19 protein-coding genes are annotated in these 17,359 nt (G+C 64.9%); 7 read left to right on the top strand and 12 right to left on the bottom strand.

Annotated features, from left to right (window positions below; translation table 11 throughout):
- Positions 1 to 37 precede the first annotated feature (37 nt).
- The 3 genes from ABIC17_RS15290 to ABIC17_RS15280 all read right to left on the bottom strand — a co-directional run bounded on the left by ABIC17_RS15290 (position 38) and on the right by ABIC17_RS15280 (position 2,913).
- The gene (locus ABIC17_RS15290) at positions 38 to 406 is read right to left on the bottom strand and encodes a VOC family protein (protein ID WP_354283380.1); all 369 of its coding nucleotides are present in this window, start codon (positions 404 to 406) and stop codon (positions 38 to 40) included.
- A 123-nt stretch (positions 407 to 529) separates the two neighbouring features.
- Entirely contained in the window at positions 530 to 742 is a 213-nt protein-coding gene (locus ABIC17_RS15285; RefSeq protein ID WP_354283175.1) for a hypothetical protein, read from the bottom strand.
- A 179-nt stretch (positions 743 to 921) separates the two neighbouring features.
- Positions 922 to 2,913, bottom strand: coding sequence for an OPT family oligopeptide transporter (locus ABIC17_RS15280; RefSeq protein WP_354283173.1), 1,992 nt, complete (start codon positions 2,911 to 2,913; stop codon positions 922 to 924).
- 105 nt (positions 2,914 to 3,018) lie between these two features.
- Between ABIC17_RS15280 and ABIC17_RS15275 the strand changes: the two genes are divergently transcribed.
- A complete protein-coding gene (locus tag ABIC17_RS15275; protein WP_354283171.1) occupies positions 3,019 to 3,864 on the top strand; it encodes a diacylglycerol/lipid kinase family protein in 846 nt (281 codons plus the stop codon).
- Positions 3,861 to 4,625, top strand: a complete 765-nt coding sequence (locus tag ABIC17_RS15270) for a metallophosphoesterase family protein (RefSeq protein WP_354283169.1) — start codon at positions 3,861 to 3,863, stop codon at positions 4,623 to 4,625. The genes ABIC17_RS15275 and ABIC17_RS15270 overlap by 4 nt, the downstream gene beginning before the upstream one ends.
- A 128-nt stretch (positions 4,626 to 4,753) precedes the next feature.
- Here the strand turns inward: ABIC17_RS15270 and ABIC17_RS15265 are convergent, their stop codons facing one another.
- The 4 genes from ABIC17_RS15265 to ABIC17_RS15250 all read right to left on the bottom strand — a co-directional run bounded on the left by ABIC17_RS15265 (position 4,754) and on the right by ABIC17_RS15250 (position 8,493).
- Complete coding sequence (locus tag ABIC17_RS15265) at positions 4,754 to 6,028, bottom strand: sensor histidine kinase (RefSeq protein WP_354283167.1); 1,275 nt, start codon at positions 6,026 to 6,028, stop codon at positions 4,754 to 4,756.
- Between the two features lie 238 nt (positions 6,029 to 6,266).
- Positions 6,267 to 6,830, bottom strand: coding sequence for a 30S ribosomal protein S9 (rpsI, locus tag ABIC17_RS15260; RefSeq protein ID WP_354283165.1), 564 nt, complete (start codon positions 6,828 to 6,830; stop codon positions 6,267 to 6,269).
- On the bottom strand, positions 6,830 to 7,309 hold the full coding sequence (rplM, locus tag ABIC17_RS15255) for a 50S ribosomal protein L13 (protein ID WP_010162051.1): 480 nt from the start codon (positions 7,307 to 7,309) through the stop codon (positions 6,830 to 6,832). The genes rpsI and rplM overlap by 1 nt, the downstream gene beginning before the upstream one ends.
- A 146-nt stretch (positions 7,310 to 7,455) precedes the next feature.
- Positions 7,456 to 8,493, bottom strand: coding sequence for a COX15/CtaA family protein (locus ABIC17_RS15250; protein ID WP_354283163.1), 1,038 nt, complete (start codon positions 8,491 to 8,493; stop codon positions 7,456 to 7,458).
- 119 nt (positions 8,494 to 8,612) lie between these two features.
- Here ABIC17_RS15250 and ABIC17_RS15245 point away from each other — a divergent pair, with 119 nt between their 5' ends.
- Together ABIC17_RS15245 and ABIC17_RS15240 are read left to right on the top strand one after the other, a co-directional pair.
- Positions 8,613 to 9,005, top strand: a complete 393-nt coding sequence (locus ABIC17_RS15245; protein WP_354283161.1) for a MerC domain-containing protein — start codon at positions 8,613 to 8,615, stop codon at positions 9,003 to 9,005.
- Between the two features lie 65 nt (positions 9,006 to 9,070).
- On the top strand, positions 9,071 to 9,547 hold the full coding sequence (locus tag ABIC17_RS15240) for a Fur family transcriptional regulator (RefSeq protein ID WP_354283159.1): 477 nt from the start codon (positions 9,071 to 9,073) through the stop codon (positions 9,545 to 9,547).
- A gap of 217 nt (positions 9,548 to 9,764) precedes the next feature.
- On the opposite strand, the gene ABIC17_RS15235 is transcribed toward ABIC17_RS15240, so the two are convergent.
- On the bottom strand, positions 9,765 to 10,304 hold the full coding sequence (locus ABIC17_RS15235; RefSeq protein ID WP_354283157.1) for a GNAT family N-acetyltransferase: 540 nt from the start codon (positions 10,302 to 10,304) through the stop codon (positions 9,765 to 9,767).
- Between the two features lie 108 nt (positions 10,305 to 10,412).
- On the opposite strand from ABIC17_RS15235, the gene dxs reads away from it, so the two are divergent.
- Together dxs and ABIC17_RS15225 are read left to right on the top strand one after the other, a co-directional pair.
- Entirely contained in the window at positions 10,413 to 12,338 is a 1,926-nt protein-coding gene (gene dxs, locus ABIC17_RS15230; protein ID WP_354283155.1) for a 1-deoxy-D-xylulose-5-phosphate synthase, read from the top strand.
- Positions 12,339 to 12,533: 195 nt separating this feature from the next.
- Complete coding sequence (locus ABIC17_RS15225; RefSeq protein WP_354283153.1) at positions 12,534 to 13,229, top strand: DUF6629 family protein; 696 nt, start codon at positions 12,534 to 12,536, stop codon at positions 13,227 to 13,229.
- A gap of 298 nt (positions 13,230 to 13,527) precedes the next feature.
- On the opposite strand, the gene ABIC17_RS15220 is transcribed toward ABIC17_RS15225, so the two are convergent.
- The 3 genes from ABIC17_RS15220 to ABIC17_RS15210 form a co-directional block, all read right to left on the bottom strand.
- The gene (locus ABIC17_RS15220) at positions 13,528 to 14,592 is read right to left on the bottom strand and encodes a ribonucleotide-diphosphate reductase subunit beta (RefSeq protein ID WP_354283151.1); all 1,065 of its coding nucleotides are present in this window, start codon (positions 14,590 to 14,592) and stop codon (positions 13,528 to 13,530) included.
- A 44-nt stretch (positions 14,593 to 14,636) separates the two neighbouring features.
- Positions 14,637 to 15,599, bottom strand: coding sequence for an acyltransferase family protein (locus tag ABIC17_RS15215; protein ID WP_354283378.1), 963 nt, complete (start codon positions 15,597 to 15,599; stop codon positions 14,637 to 14,639).
- A 62-nt stretch (positions 15,600 to 15,661) separates the two neighbouring features.
- Positions 15,662 to 15,859, bottom strand: coding sequence for a hypothetical protein (locus ABIC17_RS15210; protein WP_354283149.1), 198 nt, complete (start codon positions 15,857 to 15,859; stop codon positions 15,662 to 15,664).
- A 74-nt stretch (positions 15,860 to 15,933) separates the two neighbouring features.
- On the opposite strand from ABIC17_RS15210, the gene ABIC17_RS15205 reads away from it, so the two are divergent.
- Positions 15,934 to 16,194: a DUF2171 domain-containing protein gene (locus ABIC17_RS15205; RefSeq protein WP_354283147.1), complete on the top strand. Its 261-nt coding sequence runs from the start codon at positions 15,934 to 15,936 to the stop codon at positions 16,192 to 16,194.
- 53 nt (positions 16,195 to 16,247) lie between these two features.
- On the opposite strand, the gene ABIC17_RS15200 is transcribed toward ABIC17_RS15205, so the two are convergent.
- Complete coding sequence (locus tag ABIC17_RS15200; protein ID WP_354283145.1) at positions 16,248 to 16,949, bottom strand: class I SAM-dependent methyltransferase; 702 nt, start codon at positions 16,947 to 16,949, stop codon at positions 16,248 to 16,250.
- Positions 16,950 to 17,359 lie beyond the last annotated feature (410 nt).

Below are 17,359 nucleotides of genomic sequence, written 5' to 3'. Positions count from 1 at the left end.
TCGGGGCGCCGGTGTGATCATTGTCGAGAGCGGACGGTCACGCCATCAAGGCTGATGGCCATCCCACTCGCACGAGCAAGCCATCCGGGCCTGCAATACCGACTTCGTAGAGTCCCCATTCGCGATGCCGGAGGAGACCGCCGGGCCGGATGACCAGATCGTCCACCCGCGCTGCTATCGCCGCAACGTCGGGCGTTCGAATGAAGACGCCGAAAGGATTGTGGGCTTCGGGAACCCGCCATTCCCCTTGGCCCGCCTGGGTCAGATGCAACTCGCAACTCCAACCCGACATGATTATATAATCTTCGGTGCCGCCAGCACGTTCAAACCCTAACCGCTCCCAAAAAGGTATTGCGGCCATAAGGTCGTTACTCGGGATGATCGCGAATGCGCCTACTGCAGGCATCTCTGTCAATTTACGCCTCCCCCGTTTCACCGCGAGGATGCCGTCGATCGACTATGTCCGCAAGAGGACGCTAGTTGAACGGTCGGTTCGAAAGATAGCTGTCGTCTGCGAAGGCAAGATCAATCAATCAGCGCCCAGTCGGATCGGTCGCGGTTCATGCGAGAACGTTTCCTGTCGGCAGGAGACAGCCTCCATGCATTCGCGAAAGACCGCAATCGCATCACTTTTCTTGGCGACAGCGTCGGGGTCTTTCGCGGCGATGTGCTCAAACAGGGCAAAGGCGACGGCGGTGTCTCCAGCAGCAGCAGCTTGCAGGCGCATATCGGGATCGAGCATGTCCAACCTTGTCGTTATGTGTGGCACACGGTGACTTCGCGCCGAGAAATGCGCAAGCGGCTCGATAGCGGGGCAAGTCGGCTGATCGTCGGTTTCGGAAGGCAAGGCGTGCGGCTTGCGCTTGTCATGGGCCACTCTTGCCGCCGGGGTTAAGGGCTAAGGTCGGGCCCCGAGGACCGTCACACCCCCTGTGCAACCACCCGCCGCATCGTCGCCCGGTACAAGATCGCAACCATCGCCGCGAACAGCACCGTGCCCCCGATCAACGCCGGCGTCGCGAACCCGGCCCCCACCACCGCGAGCGGTGCATCCGTCCCCGACCCTGCGACGACGAACGCGAACAACACGCCGAACAGGCTCTCGCCGACGATCAGCCCGGTCGCGGTGAGCACGCCGAAGCGGCGTGCGCGTTCGGGGTTGGCGGTGCGGTCGGCCCAGCGATCGTAGCACCAGCCGACCACTGCGCCGATCACCGTCGGCAGGATCACGCTCATCGGCAGGTAGATCCCGATCCCAATCGCGAGCGGCGGCAAGCGCAGCAGCTTCGCGCGGCCGAGCAGCATGTCGACCACGATCGCGACCACGCCCGCGGCGATCCCCCAGTTGAGCATCGTCCAGTTGAGGTTGCCGCCGAGCACGCCCTGCGCGAGCGTCGAGATTAGCCCTGCTTGCGGGGCGGCGAGAGCGTTCGGCCCGGCCCCCGGCGCGCCGACGAACCCGAACGCGCTGTTGAGCACGTTGAGCACCGGCGGCACCACCAACGACCCGAACACCACGCCGATGATCAGCGCGACCTGCTGCTTCCACGGCGTCGCGCCGACCAGCTGGCCGGTCTTGAGATCCTGCAGATTGTCGTTCGAGATCGTCGCGACGCCGAACACGATTCCGGTGACGATCAGCGCATAGGCGATCAGCGCCTGCGTCGTTTCCGGGGGCGTGCCGCGCCCGAACAGCCCGACCAGCATCAGCGACGAGGCGATGACCGCGAGGATGCCGATCCCCGACACCGGCGAATTGGATGCGCCGATCAGGCCCGCCATATAGCCGCACACCGCCGCGATCATCAGCCCGATGACGAGGATGAAGACGAGCGCGCCGCCGATTAGCGCAAGCGCCGCGGGCGCGAGCGGCCCGCCCGCGATCACGCTCCACAACAGCCACGCGATCGGCAGGAGCAGCGCGACCGAGCCGCCGAACACGATCCCGATCGGCAAGTCGCGCTCCTCGAGCGCGAGCGTATCGCCAGCGCCGCGCGCGCGCGATGCCGCGAGCGCCGAGCGGATCCCGCCGATGACGGGCCGCGCGATGCTGATCAGCGTCCACACCGCCGCCACGCCGATCACGCCCGCGCCGAAGAAGCGGACGTCCGAACGGAAGACGGTGTTCGCCCAGGTCTCCGCGTCACCCGCGACCGGATGGATCGCGGTGAGATAGGGCAGCAGGATCCACCAGCCGATCACCATGCCGAGCCCTTGCGCCATGCCGACCGAGATGCCGACGAGATGCCCGACTCCGAGCAGCGCGAACGACAGGCCACCGGAAATGCCGGTCGCACCGGCACCGGCACGGAACCACACCGACGCTTCGGCAAGAGCGAGCTTCATCTGCGTGAGCAGCGCGAACCCGGCGGCGGCGAGCGCATTGACGATGATGATGCGCAGCCCCGTCGCGCTTTCGGCAGCACCGGCGGCATCGCCATCCCCGCGTACGCCCGACCCGACTTGCAGCACTTCGGCGGCGGCGCGGCCTTCGGGGTACGGCAGGTCGGTATCGACGACGAGCGCACGCCGCAGCGGGACCGAGAACATCACGCCGAGGATACCCCCGGTCATCGTGATCGCCGCGGTCGTCACGAACGGGAAGCCCTGCCACCAGCCGATCATGATCAGCCCCGGCAACACGAAGATGATCGCGGCGAGCGTCCCCGCCGCGCTTGCGATCGTCTGGACGATGTTGTTTTCGAGGATGGATGCGTTCTTGAAGCCGCTCAGCACCGCCATCGAGATGACCGCCGCCGGGATCGACGTTGCGAAGGTCAGCCCGACCTTAAGCCCGAGATAGACGTTGGCGGCGGTGAACAGCAGCGTGATGAGCCCGCCGAGCAGGATTCCGCGCAGCGTGAGTTCGGTCAGCGGTGCCGCGGTCGGCACGGAAAGGCGGGCATCGTCCATGCGGCATCGTTGCACAAAGCGAGCGGGACCGGACAGGGTTTTCTGGGATTTCATGTCGGACACGGATCGACGTGACTTTTCGCGCGGTTGCGCGTTGGCGGGGGCATGAAGACACTGTGGTTCATCACCAACCCCAAATCGGGGACCGCGACGCCTGCCAAGGCGGAGGCGCTCGAAGCGATCTGCAGCGAACGCGGGCTGCATCTGGCGGGGCGGACGGCGTTTCCAAACCAGTCGCTGCCGACGCCCAGGGCGCTCGATGCTGCCGGGGTCGATACGGTGGTGCTGTTCGCGGGCGACGGCACGATCAATGCCGCAGTGACCGCCTTGCTCGAGTGGAAGGGCGCGATCCTGATCCTGCCGGGGGGGACGATGAACCTGCTCGCCAAGCTGCTCCACGGCGAGACCGATCCCGCCAGAATCATCCACGCCGCGCACGACCGGGCGCGCAGGACCGCGCTGCCGTTCATCCGCGTGGGCGAGCATCGTGCGTTCGTCGGGTTGATCCTCGGGCCAGCGGCGACATGGGTGCGCGCGCGCGAAATTGTCCGCAGCGGGAGCCTTCGTGGGCTGCTGCGGGCGCTCAAACATGCGTGGGGCAGGACGTTCGGCAAGGGGATACGTCTGGTCGGTGTGCCGGGGCTCAAGCAGGGCGCACAGGCGGTGCTGGTGCGCGCCGAGGACGACCGGCTCGATATCGCGGCGATCGATGCGCGCGACTTTCGCGGGATCACGGCGCTTGGCTGGGAATGGCTGACCGGCGACTGGGTCGCCGCATCCGAAGTGACGCAATGCCATGCCACCAGCTTCCGCACCGGCGGGCACAAGCCTGCGCTCGCTTTGTTCGACGGGGAGCCGGTCATGCTCGATCCCGGCAGCGAGGTTGGCTTGAGCCGGACTCGCGACCTGTTTCTTACCACGCTCGATCGCCAGGGGGGCCTTTCGCGATGATCCGTCTATTTCATGTGAGCGACGTTCATTTCGGGCGCGAGGATAGCGCGGCGGTGTCGTGGTTCGACGCGCTGGTCAACGCCGAGCGGCCTGATGCGGTGATCATGACGGGCGACCTTACGATGCGCGCGCGGCGAAGCGAATTCGACGCGGGGCTGGCGTGGTTGCAGCGGTTGCCCGTCCCGGTGACGGTCGAGGTCGGCAATCACGACTTGCCGTACTTCAATTTGTTCGACCGGTTCTTCCGCCCGTATCGGCGGATGGGGAAGGTCGAGAAGCTGGTCGAGCGTCCGCTCGATCTGCCGGGCGTGGCGATCGTGCCGCTGGTGACGACCGCACGTGCGCAATGGCGGCTCAACTGGTCGAAGGGCTATGTCAGCCGTGGGGCTTTGCGGCGGACGCTCGACCTGATCGCGGCGGTGCCCGAGAACCGGCTGATCTTCATCGCCGCGCACCATCCGTTGGTCGAGGCGGGGACGCATGCGTCAGCGCAAACCCGGCGCGGGCCAGAGGCTCTGGCGACGCTTGCCGCAGCGGGCGCGGATGCGGTGCTGACCGGGCATGTCCATGATCCCTTCGACATCGCGCAGGATGTCGAGGGGCGCGTGATCCGGACAATCGGCGCGGGCACTCTGTCCGAACGCACGCGGACGACCCCGCCATCGTTCAACGAGATCCGCATCGCGGACGGGCGGTTCGACGTGGTGTGCCGGACGATGTCGTCGCAGCCGGACGCGGTGCTGACGCGCGAGCGGGCCTAACGCTCTTTCGCTTCCCCGGCGAAGGCCGGGGCCCAGTCGAGGAGCGGAAGATTGCAGGCGACTGCGCACCGTTACTGCCGCCATCGCTCCTGGGCCCCGGCCTTCGCCGGGGAAGCGGTGACAGGGGGTTAGGCCTTCCGCACTTCTGCCGGGAAGGTGACGATGAAATGCGCGCCGCCGTCCGACTTGGCATCGACGCTGCCCTGGAGGCTGCGCGCCAGCGTGCGGATCAGTTGCAGGCCGAGGCTGGTCGATGACCCTGCGCGCACGTCGAACGTGTCCGGCAATCCCGCGCCGTAGTCGCGCACCGTCAGGCACACCGACTCGTCCTTCACCGTCGCGGAGACCGAAACCTTGCCGCCATCCTCGCCATAAGCATGCTTGGCCGCGTTGGTGACGAGTTCGGTGATGAGCAGCCCGACCGCGACCGCCTGGTCGGCATCGATCGAGATCGCGTCCGACGTGCAATCCAGCGTCAGCCCCGGCAATTGTCCCGACAGGCTTGCGCAGAGATCGTCGAGCAGCGCAGGCATTTCGACCCGGCCGGTGCCCTGCCGCCACAATTGGTCGTGCGTCCGCGCGATCGCGATGACGTGGCCCGATGCCTCGTTGAGCGCGCTTGATACTTCCGGCAGCGGGTTGCTGCGCGATTGCAGGTGGAGGATGCTCGACAGCATCGTCAGGCTGTTCTTGACGCGGTGGCTTGCCTCCTGGACCAGCACCTTCTGGTAATCGAGTGCCTCCGCCAGGCGTCGTTCGTTTTCCTGCCGCTCCATCGCGACGCCGAGCAGATTGGCGAAGCCTTGCAGGAACGCGATGTCGGCCGCCTCGAACTGGCCCGCGCTCGGGCTGTCGACCTCGAGCACGCCCCATGCCCCCGCGGTGGTGGAGATCAGCACGTTGATCGCGCGGCGGACGCCGTGTTCCACCATGATCTGCGGGGTGCGGAAGCGGTCCTCGCCTTCGAGATGGTTGGAGATGACCGGGGTGCCGTTGCGGAAGGCGAACCCGGCGGGGGAATTCTCGTCCGCCGCCAGACTGGCGTTGCCGATCACCCCGGTTTTCCACCCGACGCCCGCGCGGAACAGCAGGTCGTCCTGATCCGACCGATACTCCAGCACCTTGCACAGGCCGGTGCGCATTCCGTCCGCCGCCATCTCGGCGGCCCTGGTTAGCAATGCGTCATTGTCGCGGCACTGAAGCGCGAACAGCCCGAAGTCCGACAGGATCGCCTGCTGTTGGAGCCGATAGCCGAGCAACGACCCCGCCCCGACCTGCTCGATCGCCTCGGTGAAGGAGGTCGGTTCGTTCGACGTGCCCTCGGCCACCTCGACGACGTCGTCGGAAGGCCCGTCCATCAGGGCGGTCTGCGTCGTGGCGTTCGGGGTGGGGTCGTCGGTCACTGGGCTGGGTCCTGTGGTGGAAGGAAAGGAAGGGGCACTCTTCCCGACCGCTCAAAACGAACGGTCGGCGTGTCGTTCGTGCGCCTTGAGGTTCGGTCCGGCTTTCCACCCGGCAGCGGAGCGCTTCAAGCATCATCGGTCATCAATAGGAATGACGGTGTACGCGCGTTCCCGCCAAACGCCAAAAAGGCGGCCCGTCGCCGGACCGCCCTTTCGTAAGCACCGAAGATCTGGAAGCTTAGCGCTTCGAGAACTGGAAGCTACGACGTGCCTTCGCACGGCCGTACTTCTTACGCTCGACGGTACGGCTGTCGCGCGTCAGGAAGCCTGCTGCCTTGACGGGCGCACGCAAGATCGGCTCGAACTTGGTCAGTGCCTGGCTGATGCCATGCTTGACTGCGCCGGCCTGACCCGAAAGGCCACCACCCTTGACGGTGCAGACGACGTCATACGCACCTTCGCGCTCGGTCACGCCGAACACCTGGTTGATGACGAGACGCAGCGTCGGACGTGCGAAATACACTTCCTGGTCACGACCGTTGATCGTGATCTTGCCCGAGCCGGGCTTGATCCAGACGCGTGCAACCGCGTCCTTACGACGACCGGTCGCATAAGCGCGGCCGTACTGGTCGAGGATCTGCTCACGCAGCGGCATCGTCGGAGCAGCAGGCTCCTCGATCTTGCCGGCCATGTAATCCTCGGCCTGGGCGTCGGACTGGGTTGCTGCAGCCGGAGCGGCAGCAGGCGCGGGGGTGTTGGTCAGAGCGGCGAGATCAGCCAGCGACTGGCGGTTGTCGGACATTATGCGCCCACCTTGTTCTTGCGGTTCATGCTGGCGATGTCGAGAACCTCGGGGTTCTGCGCCTCATGCGGATGCTCCGTGCCGGCGAAGACGCGCAGGTTGCGCATCTGCTGACGGCCGAGCGGGCCGCGCGGAATCATCCGCTCGATGGCCTTTTCGATCACGCGCTCGGGGAAACGACCTTCGAGCACCTTGCCCGCGGTGATTCCCTTGATGCCGCCGGCATAACCGGTGTGCTTGTAATAGACCTTGTCCTTGAGCTTGTTGCCCGTGAACCGCACCTTGTCCGCGTTGATGATGATGACATTGTCACCGCAATCGACGTGGGGCGTGAAGCTCGGCTTGTGCTTGCCGCGCAGGATGTTCGCGATGATCGAGGCCATGCGGCCAACGACCAGACCATCGGCATCGACGATGATCCATTTCTTCTCCACCTCATACGGCAATGCCGGCTTGGTGGTCTTCATCAGCGCCTTCATGGGGCTTGTGACCTTACATAGCTAAAATGACGGATGCCGCCCCGGGGGACGGCATCGTTGGAGCGGCTATTGCTGCGCGCGGGCCTGAAAGTCAAGGTTTCGGCGGGTTTCCCGACAGGTATCGGGATACCGCCCGCAATCCTACGTCAGATCGTTCGGCGTCCGACCGCATGCGCCGCGGCGATCGCTGCGATCAGTAGCAGGGCGGCATTTGCCTGATGCGCGACGGCGACGACGATCTCGACGCCGGTGAGCAGCGTGGCGATCCCGAGCAGGATCTGTCCCGCGACCAGCGCGATCGCGATTCCGCCGATTCGCGGCGCGCCCGCCCGGATCGCGCGCCAGCCGAGCGCGACGATTCCTGCCGCCGCGATAAAGGCGAGCCAGCGGTGGATGAACTGAACGACGATCGGATTGTCGATCGCGTTGCGCCACATCGGATCCGTCATCGGCGTGGCGGCGGGGAAGATCTCGTCCCCCATCAACGGCCAGCTCGAGAAGGCATAGCCCGCGTCCAGTCCCGCGGTGAACGCGCCGAACAGGATCTGCGTGAACAGCAGCACCAGCGCCGCCGCGGCGAAGGCGCGTAGCCGGGCGGGACGGGCAAGGCGAGTCGCGGCGAGATCACGTAGGTCGAGCGCGGTCCACACCGTTCCCGCCAGCAGCGTTAGCGCGGTGACGAGATGGATCGCGAGCCGGATATGGCTGACGTCGGTGCGCTTGGTCAGCCCCGACGACACCATCCACCAGCCGATCGCGCCCTGCAGTACGATCAGCGCGACCAGCGCGCCGAGCCGCGGCGCGTAACCGCGCGGCAAGCGTCCGCGCACCCAGAAATAAAGGAACGGCAGCAGGTACACCATGCCGACGACGCGCCCGAGCAGTCGGTGGACATATTCCCAGAAGAAGATCGCCTGGAACCCGGCCAGCGTCATCCCGCGGTTGAGCTGCTGATATTCCGGGATGCGTTTGTAATTGTCGAACTCGGCCTGCCACTGCACCGGATTGAGCGGCGGGATGATCCCGGTGAGCGGTTTCCACTGGGTGATCGACAGTCCCGATTCGGTCAGACGGGTAATCCCGCCGATGATCACCATTGCGACGACGAGTGCCGCCGCCACGAACAGCCAGATCGACAGCGTGGCGGGCCGGACGCGAGCGGGAAGCGAGGAGGCCTGAAGCATCGTAAAGCCTTACGCCTCGGCCGGGCGCGCGTCGATTGTTGAATGGTGCGGCAGGCCTGCAAAAAAGATAGGCATGATATGTTGTAACTTGGCGTGCGCCATGCCACATGCCGCTCAGCATGACGGCGCTCGTTTCCTCTCCTGCCTATCGGTGGATCGAACAGCGGTTCGACAATATGGCGATCGGCCTGTCGGGGCTGTGCGTCGTGCATTGCATCGCGAGTTCGATCTTCCTTGCGCTCGCGGCATCCGCCGGAGGGCTGTTGCTCAATCCGCTGTTCCACGAGATCGGCCTGACGATCGCGATCGGTTTCGGCGTAATCGCGTTGGGACGTGGCATCTTTACGCACGGCTATATGATGCCCGCGGTGGTCGGATCGGCCGGGCTGGGCATGATGGCGGGGGCGATCTCGCTACCGCATGACGTTAATGGGCTGGAGACGGTGTGGACGCTGATCGGCGTCGCCACGCTCGCGCTCGGGCATGACCTCAACCGGCGCGCCGCCGCCTGACGGTCGCTTCGCCCACGTTGCGGCATATCGTTGCAGCAGGCCCCGGCAACGCCTATCTCTACGCCATGGCAACGCATCGACATTACGCACCACAGGACGCCGATCTTGCGCTGGCCGCCCAGGCGACGCTCGAGCGATCGGGCGAGCAATGGACCGTGATGCGCGCCAATATCTTCCGCGCGCTTGCCGGGTTCGACAAGCCGGCCTCCGCCTATGACATTGCCGAGGCGGTATCGAAAAGCGAGGGGCGGCGCGTCGCGGCCAACAGCGTGTATCGCATCCTCGACCTGTTCGTGACCGCCAACCTTGCGCGGCGAGTCGAGAGTTCGAACGCCTATATCGCCAACGCGCATCCCGATTGTTTGCACGATTGCATCTTCCTGGTGTGCGATGGGTGCGGGCAGATCGTCCATCTGGACGACGACCGGCTGACCAAGGGCGTGCGCGGCGCGGCCGAGGCCGCGGGTTTTGCGCCGGAACGCCCGGTGATCGAGGTTCGTGGCAAATGTGCGGCGTGTGTGGCGACTGCGAAGGCGGCGTAACGGCGGGGGGCGTTTCGCGCGACCTGTACACTTAACTGCTTCCCCGGCGAAGGCCGGGGCCCAGTGGCGAAGGTCGTTGTTAGAGAGCGGAGCGCCAGATGATTGGCCGGTCGCTCCTGGGCCCCGGCCTTCGCCGGGGAAGCAGTAGTAGCGGGGAAGCAGTAGTAGCGGGGAAGCAGTAGCAGCGGGGAAGCCGTGGTGACAGCGCAGCCCCGAACTACCCCAGCGTCTTCCCCATCCGCACTCCCGGCACCGGCGGCCCGGTCGGTGCCATCCGCGCGACCCGTTCTATCTCTTCATAACCGCACGCGCGGTACAGCGGTTCGCCCGCCAGCGTCGCCATCATCTCCAGCCGCTTGAACCCGGCAGACCGCGCGGCGTCCTCGCATAGCGCGAGCATCTGTCGCCCGACCCCGCGGCGGATGAAATCGGGGTTGGTGTACATCGCGCGGATTCGCGCGGCATCGTGTGCCGGATCGAGCAGGCGGACATCACGCGCGACCGCGCTCGCATCCCCGCCGAACAGCGTCGCGCGGAAGCTCCAGCCGCCGCAGCCGGCCAGCACGCCCGCCTGTTCGATCAGGAAATAGGTCCGATCGGCAATCAGTTGCGTGTCGAGTCCCATGCTCAGGCGACTCGCCGCGATTTCGTCCGGGCTGAGGTATCCCGCCTGCAGTGCCGCGATCGCACGGTCCATCAGCGCCGCGATCGCAGGAATGTCGGTTTCGGTGGCGAGGCGATGGGTGAAGGCGGGCATCGCCCGAAGTGTCGGGCCGCGCTGTCCCGCTCGCAAGAAAATTCGCACAACGCGCAGAAGCGATCTGGAGCAATCGACACAGTGCAGTAGCGGCGCTAAACAGGCCTGATGGTTGACGCTCTTAAGACACCGTTACTCGATACGGTCACTGTCCCCGCAGACCTGCGGGCCCTCCCTGCCACCGAGTTGCGCGCGCTTGCCGACGAGCTTCGACAGGAAACGATTGCCGCCGTCGGCGTGACCGGGGGGCACCTCGGTTCGGGGCTCGGCGTGGTCGAGCTGACGGTCGCGATCCATTACGTGTTCGATACCCCGCGCGACCGCCTCGTGTGGGACGTCGGGCATCAATGCTACCCGCACAAGATTCTCACCGGTCGTCGCGACCGGATTCGCACGCTGCGCATGGGTGGCGGCCTGTCGGGCTTCACTAAGCGCTCCGAGAGCGAGTACGACCCGTTCGGCGCGGCGCACAGCTCGACCTCGATCTCGGCGTCGCTCGGCTTCGCGATCGCCAACAAGATCGCGGACAAGCCCGGCAAGGCGATCGCGGTGATCGGCGACGGCGCGATGTCCGCGGGCATGGCGTATGAAGCGATGAACAATGCGGCGCAGGCGGGCAACCGGCTGGTCGTGATCCTCAACGACAACGACATGTCGATCGCGCCGCCGGTCGGCGGGCTTTCCGCTTATCTCTCGCGCATCGTGTCGAGCCGCGAATTCCTGGGTTTCCGCGAACTCGCCAAGAAGCTTGCCAAGAAGCTCCCGCGGCCGTTCGCCTCCAGCCTGAGCAAGGCGGACGAATTCGCGCGTGGCCTCGCGATGGGCGGGACTTTGTTCGAGGAACTCGGCTTTTATTACGTCGGTCCGATCGACGGGCATAATCTCGAGCAGCTGATCCCTGTGCTCGAGAACGTCCGCGATGCGGAGGAGGGCCCGATCCTCGTCCATGTCGTGACCAAGAAGGGCAAGGGCTATGCCCCGGCCGAGGCGGCGGCGGACAAATATCACGGCGTCCAGAAGTTCGACGTGATCTCGGGCGTCCAGACCAAGGCCCCCCCCGGGCCGCCGCAGTATCAGAACGTGTTCGGCGCGCAGCTTCTGAAGGAAGCCGAGAGCGACCCGACGATCTGCGCGATCACCGCGGCGATGCCGTCGGGGACCGGGCTCGACGGCTTCTCCAAGGCCTATCCCGACCGTTTCTTCGACGTCGGCATCGCCGAGCAGCACGCCGTTACCTTCGCCGCGGGCCTCGCCGCGCAGGGGATGCGGCCGTTCTGCGCGATCTATTCGACCTTCCTCCAGCGTGCGTACGACCAGGTCGTCCACGACGTCTGCATCCAGAACCTGCCGGTCCGCTTCGCGATCGACCGCGCCGGGCTGGTCGGCGCGGATGGCGCGACGCATGCCGGGTCGTTCGACGTGACCTATCTCGCGACGCTCCCCAACATGGTGGTGATGGCGCCGTCGGACGAAGCCGAGCTGGTCCACATGACCCACACCGCGGCATTGCACGACAGTGGGCCGATCGCGGTGCGCTACCCGCGTGGCAACGGCACGGGCGTCGCGATGCCGGAAGTTCCCGAGCGGCTCGAGATCGGCAAGGGGCGGATCGTCCGGCAAGGGCACAAGGTCGCGATCATGGCCTTGGGGACTCGTCTCGGCGAGGCCTTGAAGGCAGCGGACGCGCTGGAAGCCAAGGGATTGTCGACCACGGTCGCCGATCTGCGCTTCGCCAAGCCGCTCGACGAGGAATTGATCCGCAAGCTGCTGACCAGCCATGAGGTTGCGGTGACGATTGAGGAATCGTCGGTCGGGGGCTTGGGCGCGCATGTGCTGACCTTTGCGAGCGACACTGGGTTGATCGACGCAGGGCTCAAGCTGCGTACGCTGCGGTTGCCCGACACGTTCCAGGATCAGGACAAGCCCGAGGCGCAATATGCCGAAGCGGGTCTGGATGCGGATGCGATCGTCGAGACGGTGCTCAAGGCGCTGCGGCATAATTCCGGCGGCGTGGTCGAAGGCGCGCGGGCCTGATTTTACTTAAGCCCCTCCCCTTCAGGGGAGGGGTTGGGGGTGGGGCCGTGCCTGTTCCGCGACCGTAGTTCTGCTGGACTGCCCCATCCCAACCCCTCCCCTAAAGGGGAGGGGCTTTAAGACTAGGTCGCCCTTCCCACCCAACCCAAATCCCCCCACACAGGCCCCGGCGGCTCCGCGCCCGAGGGACCGACCATGTGCTTCTCTGCCACCGCCAGCTTCACCGCCGCCGCCGTGCTCGCCACGATCGGCGTCGCCACGTTGCGCCATGTCCGCGAACCGCGCGCGTTGCTGTTCGCGAGCGTGCCGCTGCTGTTCGCGTTTCACCAGTTTTCCGAAGGGCTGGTGTGGCTGTCGCTCGCGGGGCGGCTTGGGCGCTATGCGGTCGATCACAGCGTGTTCCTGTTCAGCCTTTACGCGATCGGCATCCTCCCGCTGCTGATGCCGACCGCGGTCGCGCTGATGGAGCCGCCGGGGTGGCGGCGGCGCGGGATCCTCATGCTGACCGGCGTGGGCGCGCTGGTGTTCGCGTGGGACATGGCGGGGCTGGTGATCGCGCCGACCTGCGCGGTGATCGACCAGCATTCGATCGCCTATAGCAACCCGGTGACGAGCCGCCTGTGGGTGTCGCTGCTCTACATCCTCGCGACGTGCGGCGCGCTGCTGCTATCATCGCACCGCGTGGTGCGCGGGTATGGCGTGCTCAACGTGGTCGGGCTGGCGATCGTCCATCTGGTGAAGGGCTATGCCTTCGCTTCGGTGTGGTGCTTCTATGCCGCGGTGCTGAGCGTGGTGCTGTACCGGCAGTTCCACCGGCAGGACATCGATGTGGCGGTGCCGAACGGGACGAGCGGGGTGCCGCGACCGTTCGTTTTGGCGTGGTTGCGGTGAGGGTGAACCGCTCGTGGTGCGCGCTGGCACCGCGGACCGATGCCATGGCGATTGCCGTAGACCAACTTATCTTGCTTCCCCGACGCGTGTCAGGATAACCGCCAACCCCGCGGACAGCAGCCGGTTGTAGCGACACGGCCGCGCCACTCGCTTCCGACTTTGGCGTAATCCTCGATCCTTTGAACTTCCTGGACCGGGCACGGGCAAAGCCCGCGTCGTCGGTCGGCGCTGGAGCGCCGCCGGCCGGTCGCGCCTCGAGGCGGGGATTAGCTTGCGCTAATCCCGCGCCCGGCGCTTCTTATTCCGCCGCAACCCCAGCCCGCGAGAACATATCCCCCGCGTCCGAATCCTCATTCGCGAACGCCATGCCCGACGGCCCGATCTTCGCCTTCTGGCGCTTGTCGAACCCGTCCCACACTTCGTTCCAGTTGCCGCGCGTCGCTGCCTTCGAATATTCCGTCGCGCGCTGTTCGAAGAAGTTGGCGTGCTCGACGCCGTTGAGCATCGGCGCGAGCCACGGCAGCGGGTGTTCGTCGATCATGTAGATCGGCTTCATGCCGAGCTGCCCCAGCCGCCAGTCGGCGATGTAGCGGATGTACTTCTTGATTTCCTTGGGCGTCATGCCGTTGACCGGGCCCATTTCGAACGCGAGGTCAATGAAATTGTCCTCGAGCCGGACGGTGTGCTGGCACATGTCGGCAATGTCGTCGCGGACCGATTTGGTCAGGCAGTTCCGCTCCGCGCAGAAGGCGTGGAACAGCTTGATGATGCCCTCGCAATGCAGCGATTCGTCGCGGATCGACCAGGTGACGATCTGCCCCATGCCCTTCATCTTGTTGAAGCGCGGGAAGTTCATCAGCATCGCGAACGACGCGAACAGCTGCAGCCCCTCGGTGAAGCCACCGAACATCGCGAGCGTCTTGGCGATGTCCTCGTCGCTGTCGACGCCGAACGTCTGCAGGTAATCGTGCTTGTCCTTCATCTCGCTATATTCGAGGAAGGCGCCATACTCGCTCTCGGGCATGCCGATCGTGTCGAGCAGATGGCTGTAGGCGGCGATGTGCACCGTCTCCATGTTGCTGAACGCCGCCAGCATCATCTTGATCTCGGTCGGCTTGAAGATGCGGCCGTACTTTTCGTGATAGCAATCCTGCACCTCGACGTCCGCCTGGGTGAAGAAGCGGAAGATCTGGGTCAGCAGGTTGCGCTCATGGTCGCTGAGCTTCTGCGCCCAGTCGCGGCAATCTTCGCCCAACGGCACTTCCTCGGGCATCCAGTGGATCTGCTGCTGGCGCTTCCAGAAATCGAACGCCCAGGGGTATTCGAACGGCTTGTACTGCTTGCGGGCTTCGGTGAGGGACATGGGTTACTCCGTTGAGTACAAGAATCAGAAACTGGCGATAGAAACTAGGCGGGGGCCCTGATGGCAACGCCACGCGTAAGGCGCTTGGCCAGCGCGATGCAGGGCTGTTCGAATCGGAAGGTGGAAACATGCGCCAAGGCGAATGTCACCGCCAGCAAAAGCGGTCTCTTGGCATATTTTACGACTTTTGATCCGGAGCCAAGCCATCCAGCGTTTAGCGCCCCATGGAAAATATAGAGTGCGTAAGAGATTTCGGCAATGTAGCGCGCCGGTCGGGATTCGAGCAGGTGCCCAAGGCGGACCGGCCCGTTGAACAATGTCGCCCCCACCAGCGCTGCCGCAAGATACGGTCGCGCGTAGTTGAGCATTCCGGCGGCTGGATGCGCCGACAGCAGTACCAGCGGCAGTAGCCAATAGGGGCTGATGGACGCGAGCACGGACTGCGGTTTGCTACCGTACCATCTCCCATGGACCAGCGCGAGGATGCCGCCTGCGAGGATCTCATCGATACGAAACCAGGTGATGATGTTGATATATTGATGATCGACGATCCGCAGCAGCGTGATTCCCAGCGTGATCAACGGGAGCAGGATCAGACCCCGATGGCGCGCGATCATGACGAACAGCGTGATCCCGAGATAGAATTGTACCTCGACGCACAAGCTCCACAAATGTCCGCCGCCCGGCACAAGATAGTAGGGCGGGAGGTTTGCGTAGAACAACAGGTTTGCGACCCAAGCCTTCGCGGGTGACTGGTTCATGATCAGCAGCACAATCATTACGACCCACGCCAGCGGCGCGATTCGAAAGAAGCGGCGAATGATGAACACGCGCAGATCCGCGCCGCGTGAAAGGAAGCTGGTGATCAGGAAGCCGGAAAGAGTGAAGAAGATCACCATTCCCATAGCAGCGACGGCTTCGTTCATTTCCCAGCGTGACGGACCCAACGGTAGCAGATGCCCCGCCAGAACCAGGAGGATACTCACTGCACGCCATCCGTCGAGCACTGACAGCCGTTCTGCTGGAGCTGCGTGTGTCGTATTGCGGGCAGGGTCGGTCGCGAGAACAGTCACGCGACACTCCAATGCCACATCGCGCTGGCAGACATGATCAGCACGATTCCGAGCGACAACGCCATGATGCCGATCATCCGAAACGCATACACCTTGCCCGTGCTCGCAGGACGCAGCAGCGCGAGGAGCAGACCGGCACCGATCAGCGTGAACAGCGCCGCCACCGCAAACATGATCGCGATCGAACTGGTCATTGGTGGGGCTTCCGTGCATCGTTTGGGGCGGGCGTGCGTTGGGCATCCGTAATCGCAACGAAGGAGCTACCACCATGGTCGACGTATCGCAGATTCAGGAACATGCCGAAGTCATCGGCGCCGACGGCGTCCATGTCGGCACGGTCGACCGAGTCGAGGGCGGCCGCATCAAGCTGACCAAGAAGGACTCGGGCGCGCAGGTCAACGAAGGCACGACGAGTCATGAAGGGCATCACCACTACATCTCGCTCGGCTTGGTCGCCGATGTCGAGGACGGCAAGGTCCGCCTCAGCGCGAACGGCGACGTCGCAGTGACGTTCGAGGAAGAAGCCTGAAACCGACTCCGCGGTGCGATCCGCACCGTGGACCGTAGCAAAGAGGGCGTCGCTCATGCGGCGCCCTCTTTTTTGCGCAGGACGACCGTGAGGTTGGGGCCTAGCGGGGCGCGGATCCCGTACAGCCGGCACAGCATCGTCTCGAAACCCTGCCGTGCGACGCCGCGCACTTTCCGGGCGATACCATGGTTTGGCATCGCACTGCTGTCCGCGCGGATGATCTCGAGCACTGTGCCGGACACGAATTGCGACATGATCGATGCCGACAACGTGGAGACATGCGTATAATCCCCGGACTGGTGCAGTCCGGACAGCAGGCCCTGCCCGTTGGGGAAACGCACGACGCAATAGCCCCCCGTGCGCAGCAGCGTGGCGATGTGATCCAGCATCGTACGAATCGCATCGAACGACAGATGTTCGAGCACGTCGAACGCCGCGATCACGCCGAAACGCGCGCGGTGGGTGTCTAGCGATTGCGCGAGATCGATCGGCAGGACGACCACGTCGTGCGCCGCGGCAAACGTCCTGCCTTGTTCCGACAGTTCGGTTCCGTACACCTGCGCGCCGCGTGCCTTGGCCCAGCCGAGAAACCGCCCGTTGCCGAAGCCGATTTCGAGGACATGCTCTCCCGACACGGGAATAGCGCGCATCTCGAGATCAAAATAAACGTTGTCCATCGGGGTGGGGACCATGAAACTGGTCTCGCTCCAACCCTTCCAGGATTCATAGCCGTCATAGGCGGTGGCATCGGTCATCGCTCGGCTCCTCGGTCTTGCAAGCGCGACGACCGTCGTGGACGGAGCGGGCGACGTGCACGGGGTTTGTGTCGTGCCGACACAAGGATACGCGCGTCGTTGCAGATCCGGCACGGAAGGGCCGGTACAGTGCAGTTGCAGGCTTGTTCGACGGGTACCGACCCGTCCCGGTCGCGGGCAACGAGCCCAGGATCGCACCGGCGGAGTCGACCCGCAAGGTCGATGTGACGGCGCAGGCGACCGGTTGCGATCGTGCCCTTCGTCCTTCGCCCTGTGGATTTGAACGTCGAGCACGGTAACCGTTTCCTATCGGGTTGATGCAAATAGTACGCCGAGATTAGAGACAGATACCGACGACCAGAACGCGGCGTTCGGACGGGTCCGCCGCGGCCCCTAGCTCGATATTCGAT

Source organism: Sphingomonas sp. PvP056 (genome assembly GCF_040549155.1).
In the GTDB taxonomy this organism is placed as follows: domain Bacteria; phylum Pseudomonadota; class Alphaproteobacteria; order Sphingomonadales; family Sphingomonadaceae; genus Sphingomonas.
Note: the sequence above shows the minus strand (reverse complement) of the source record. Positions and strands in the feature narration are given on the sequence as shown.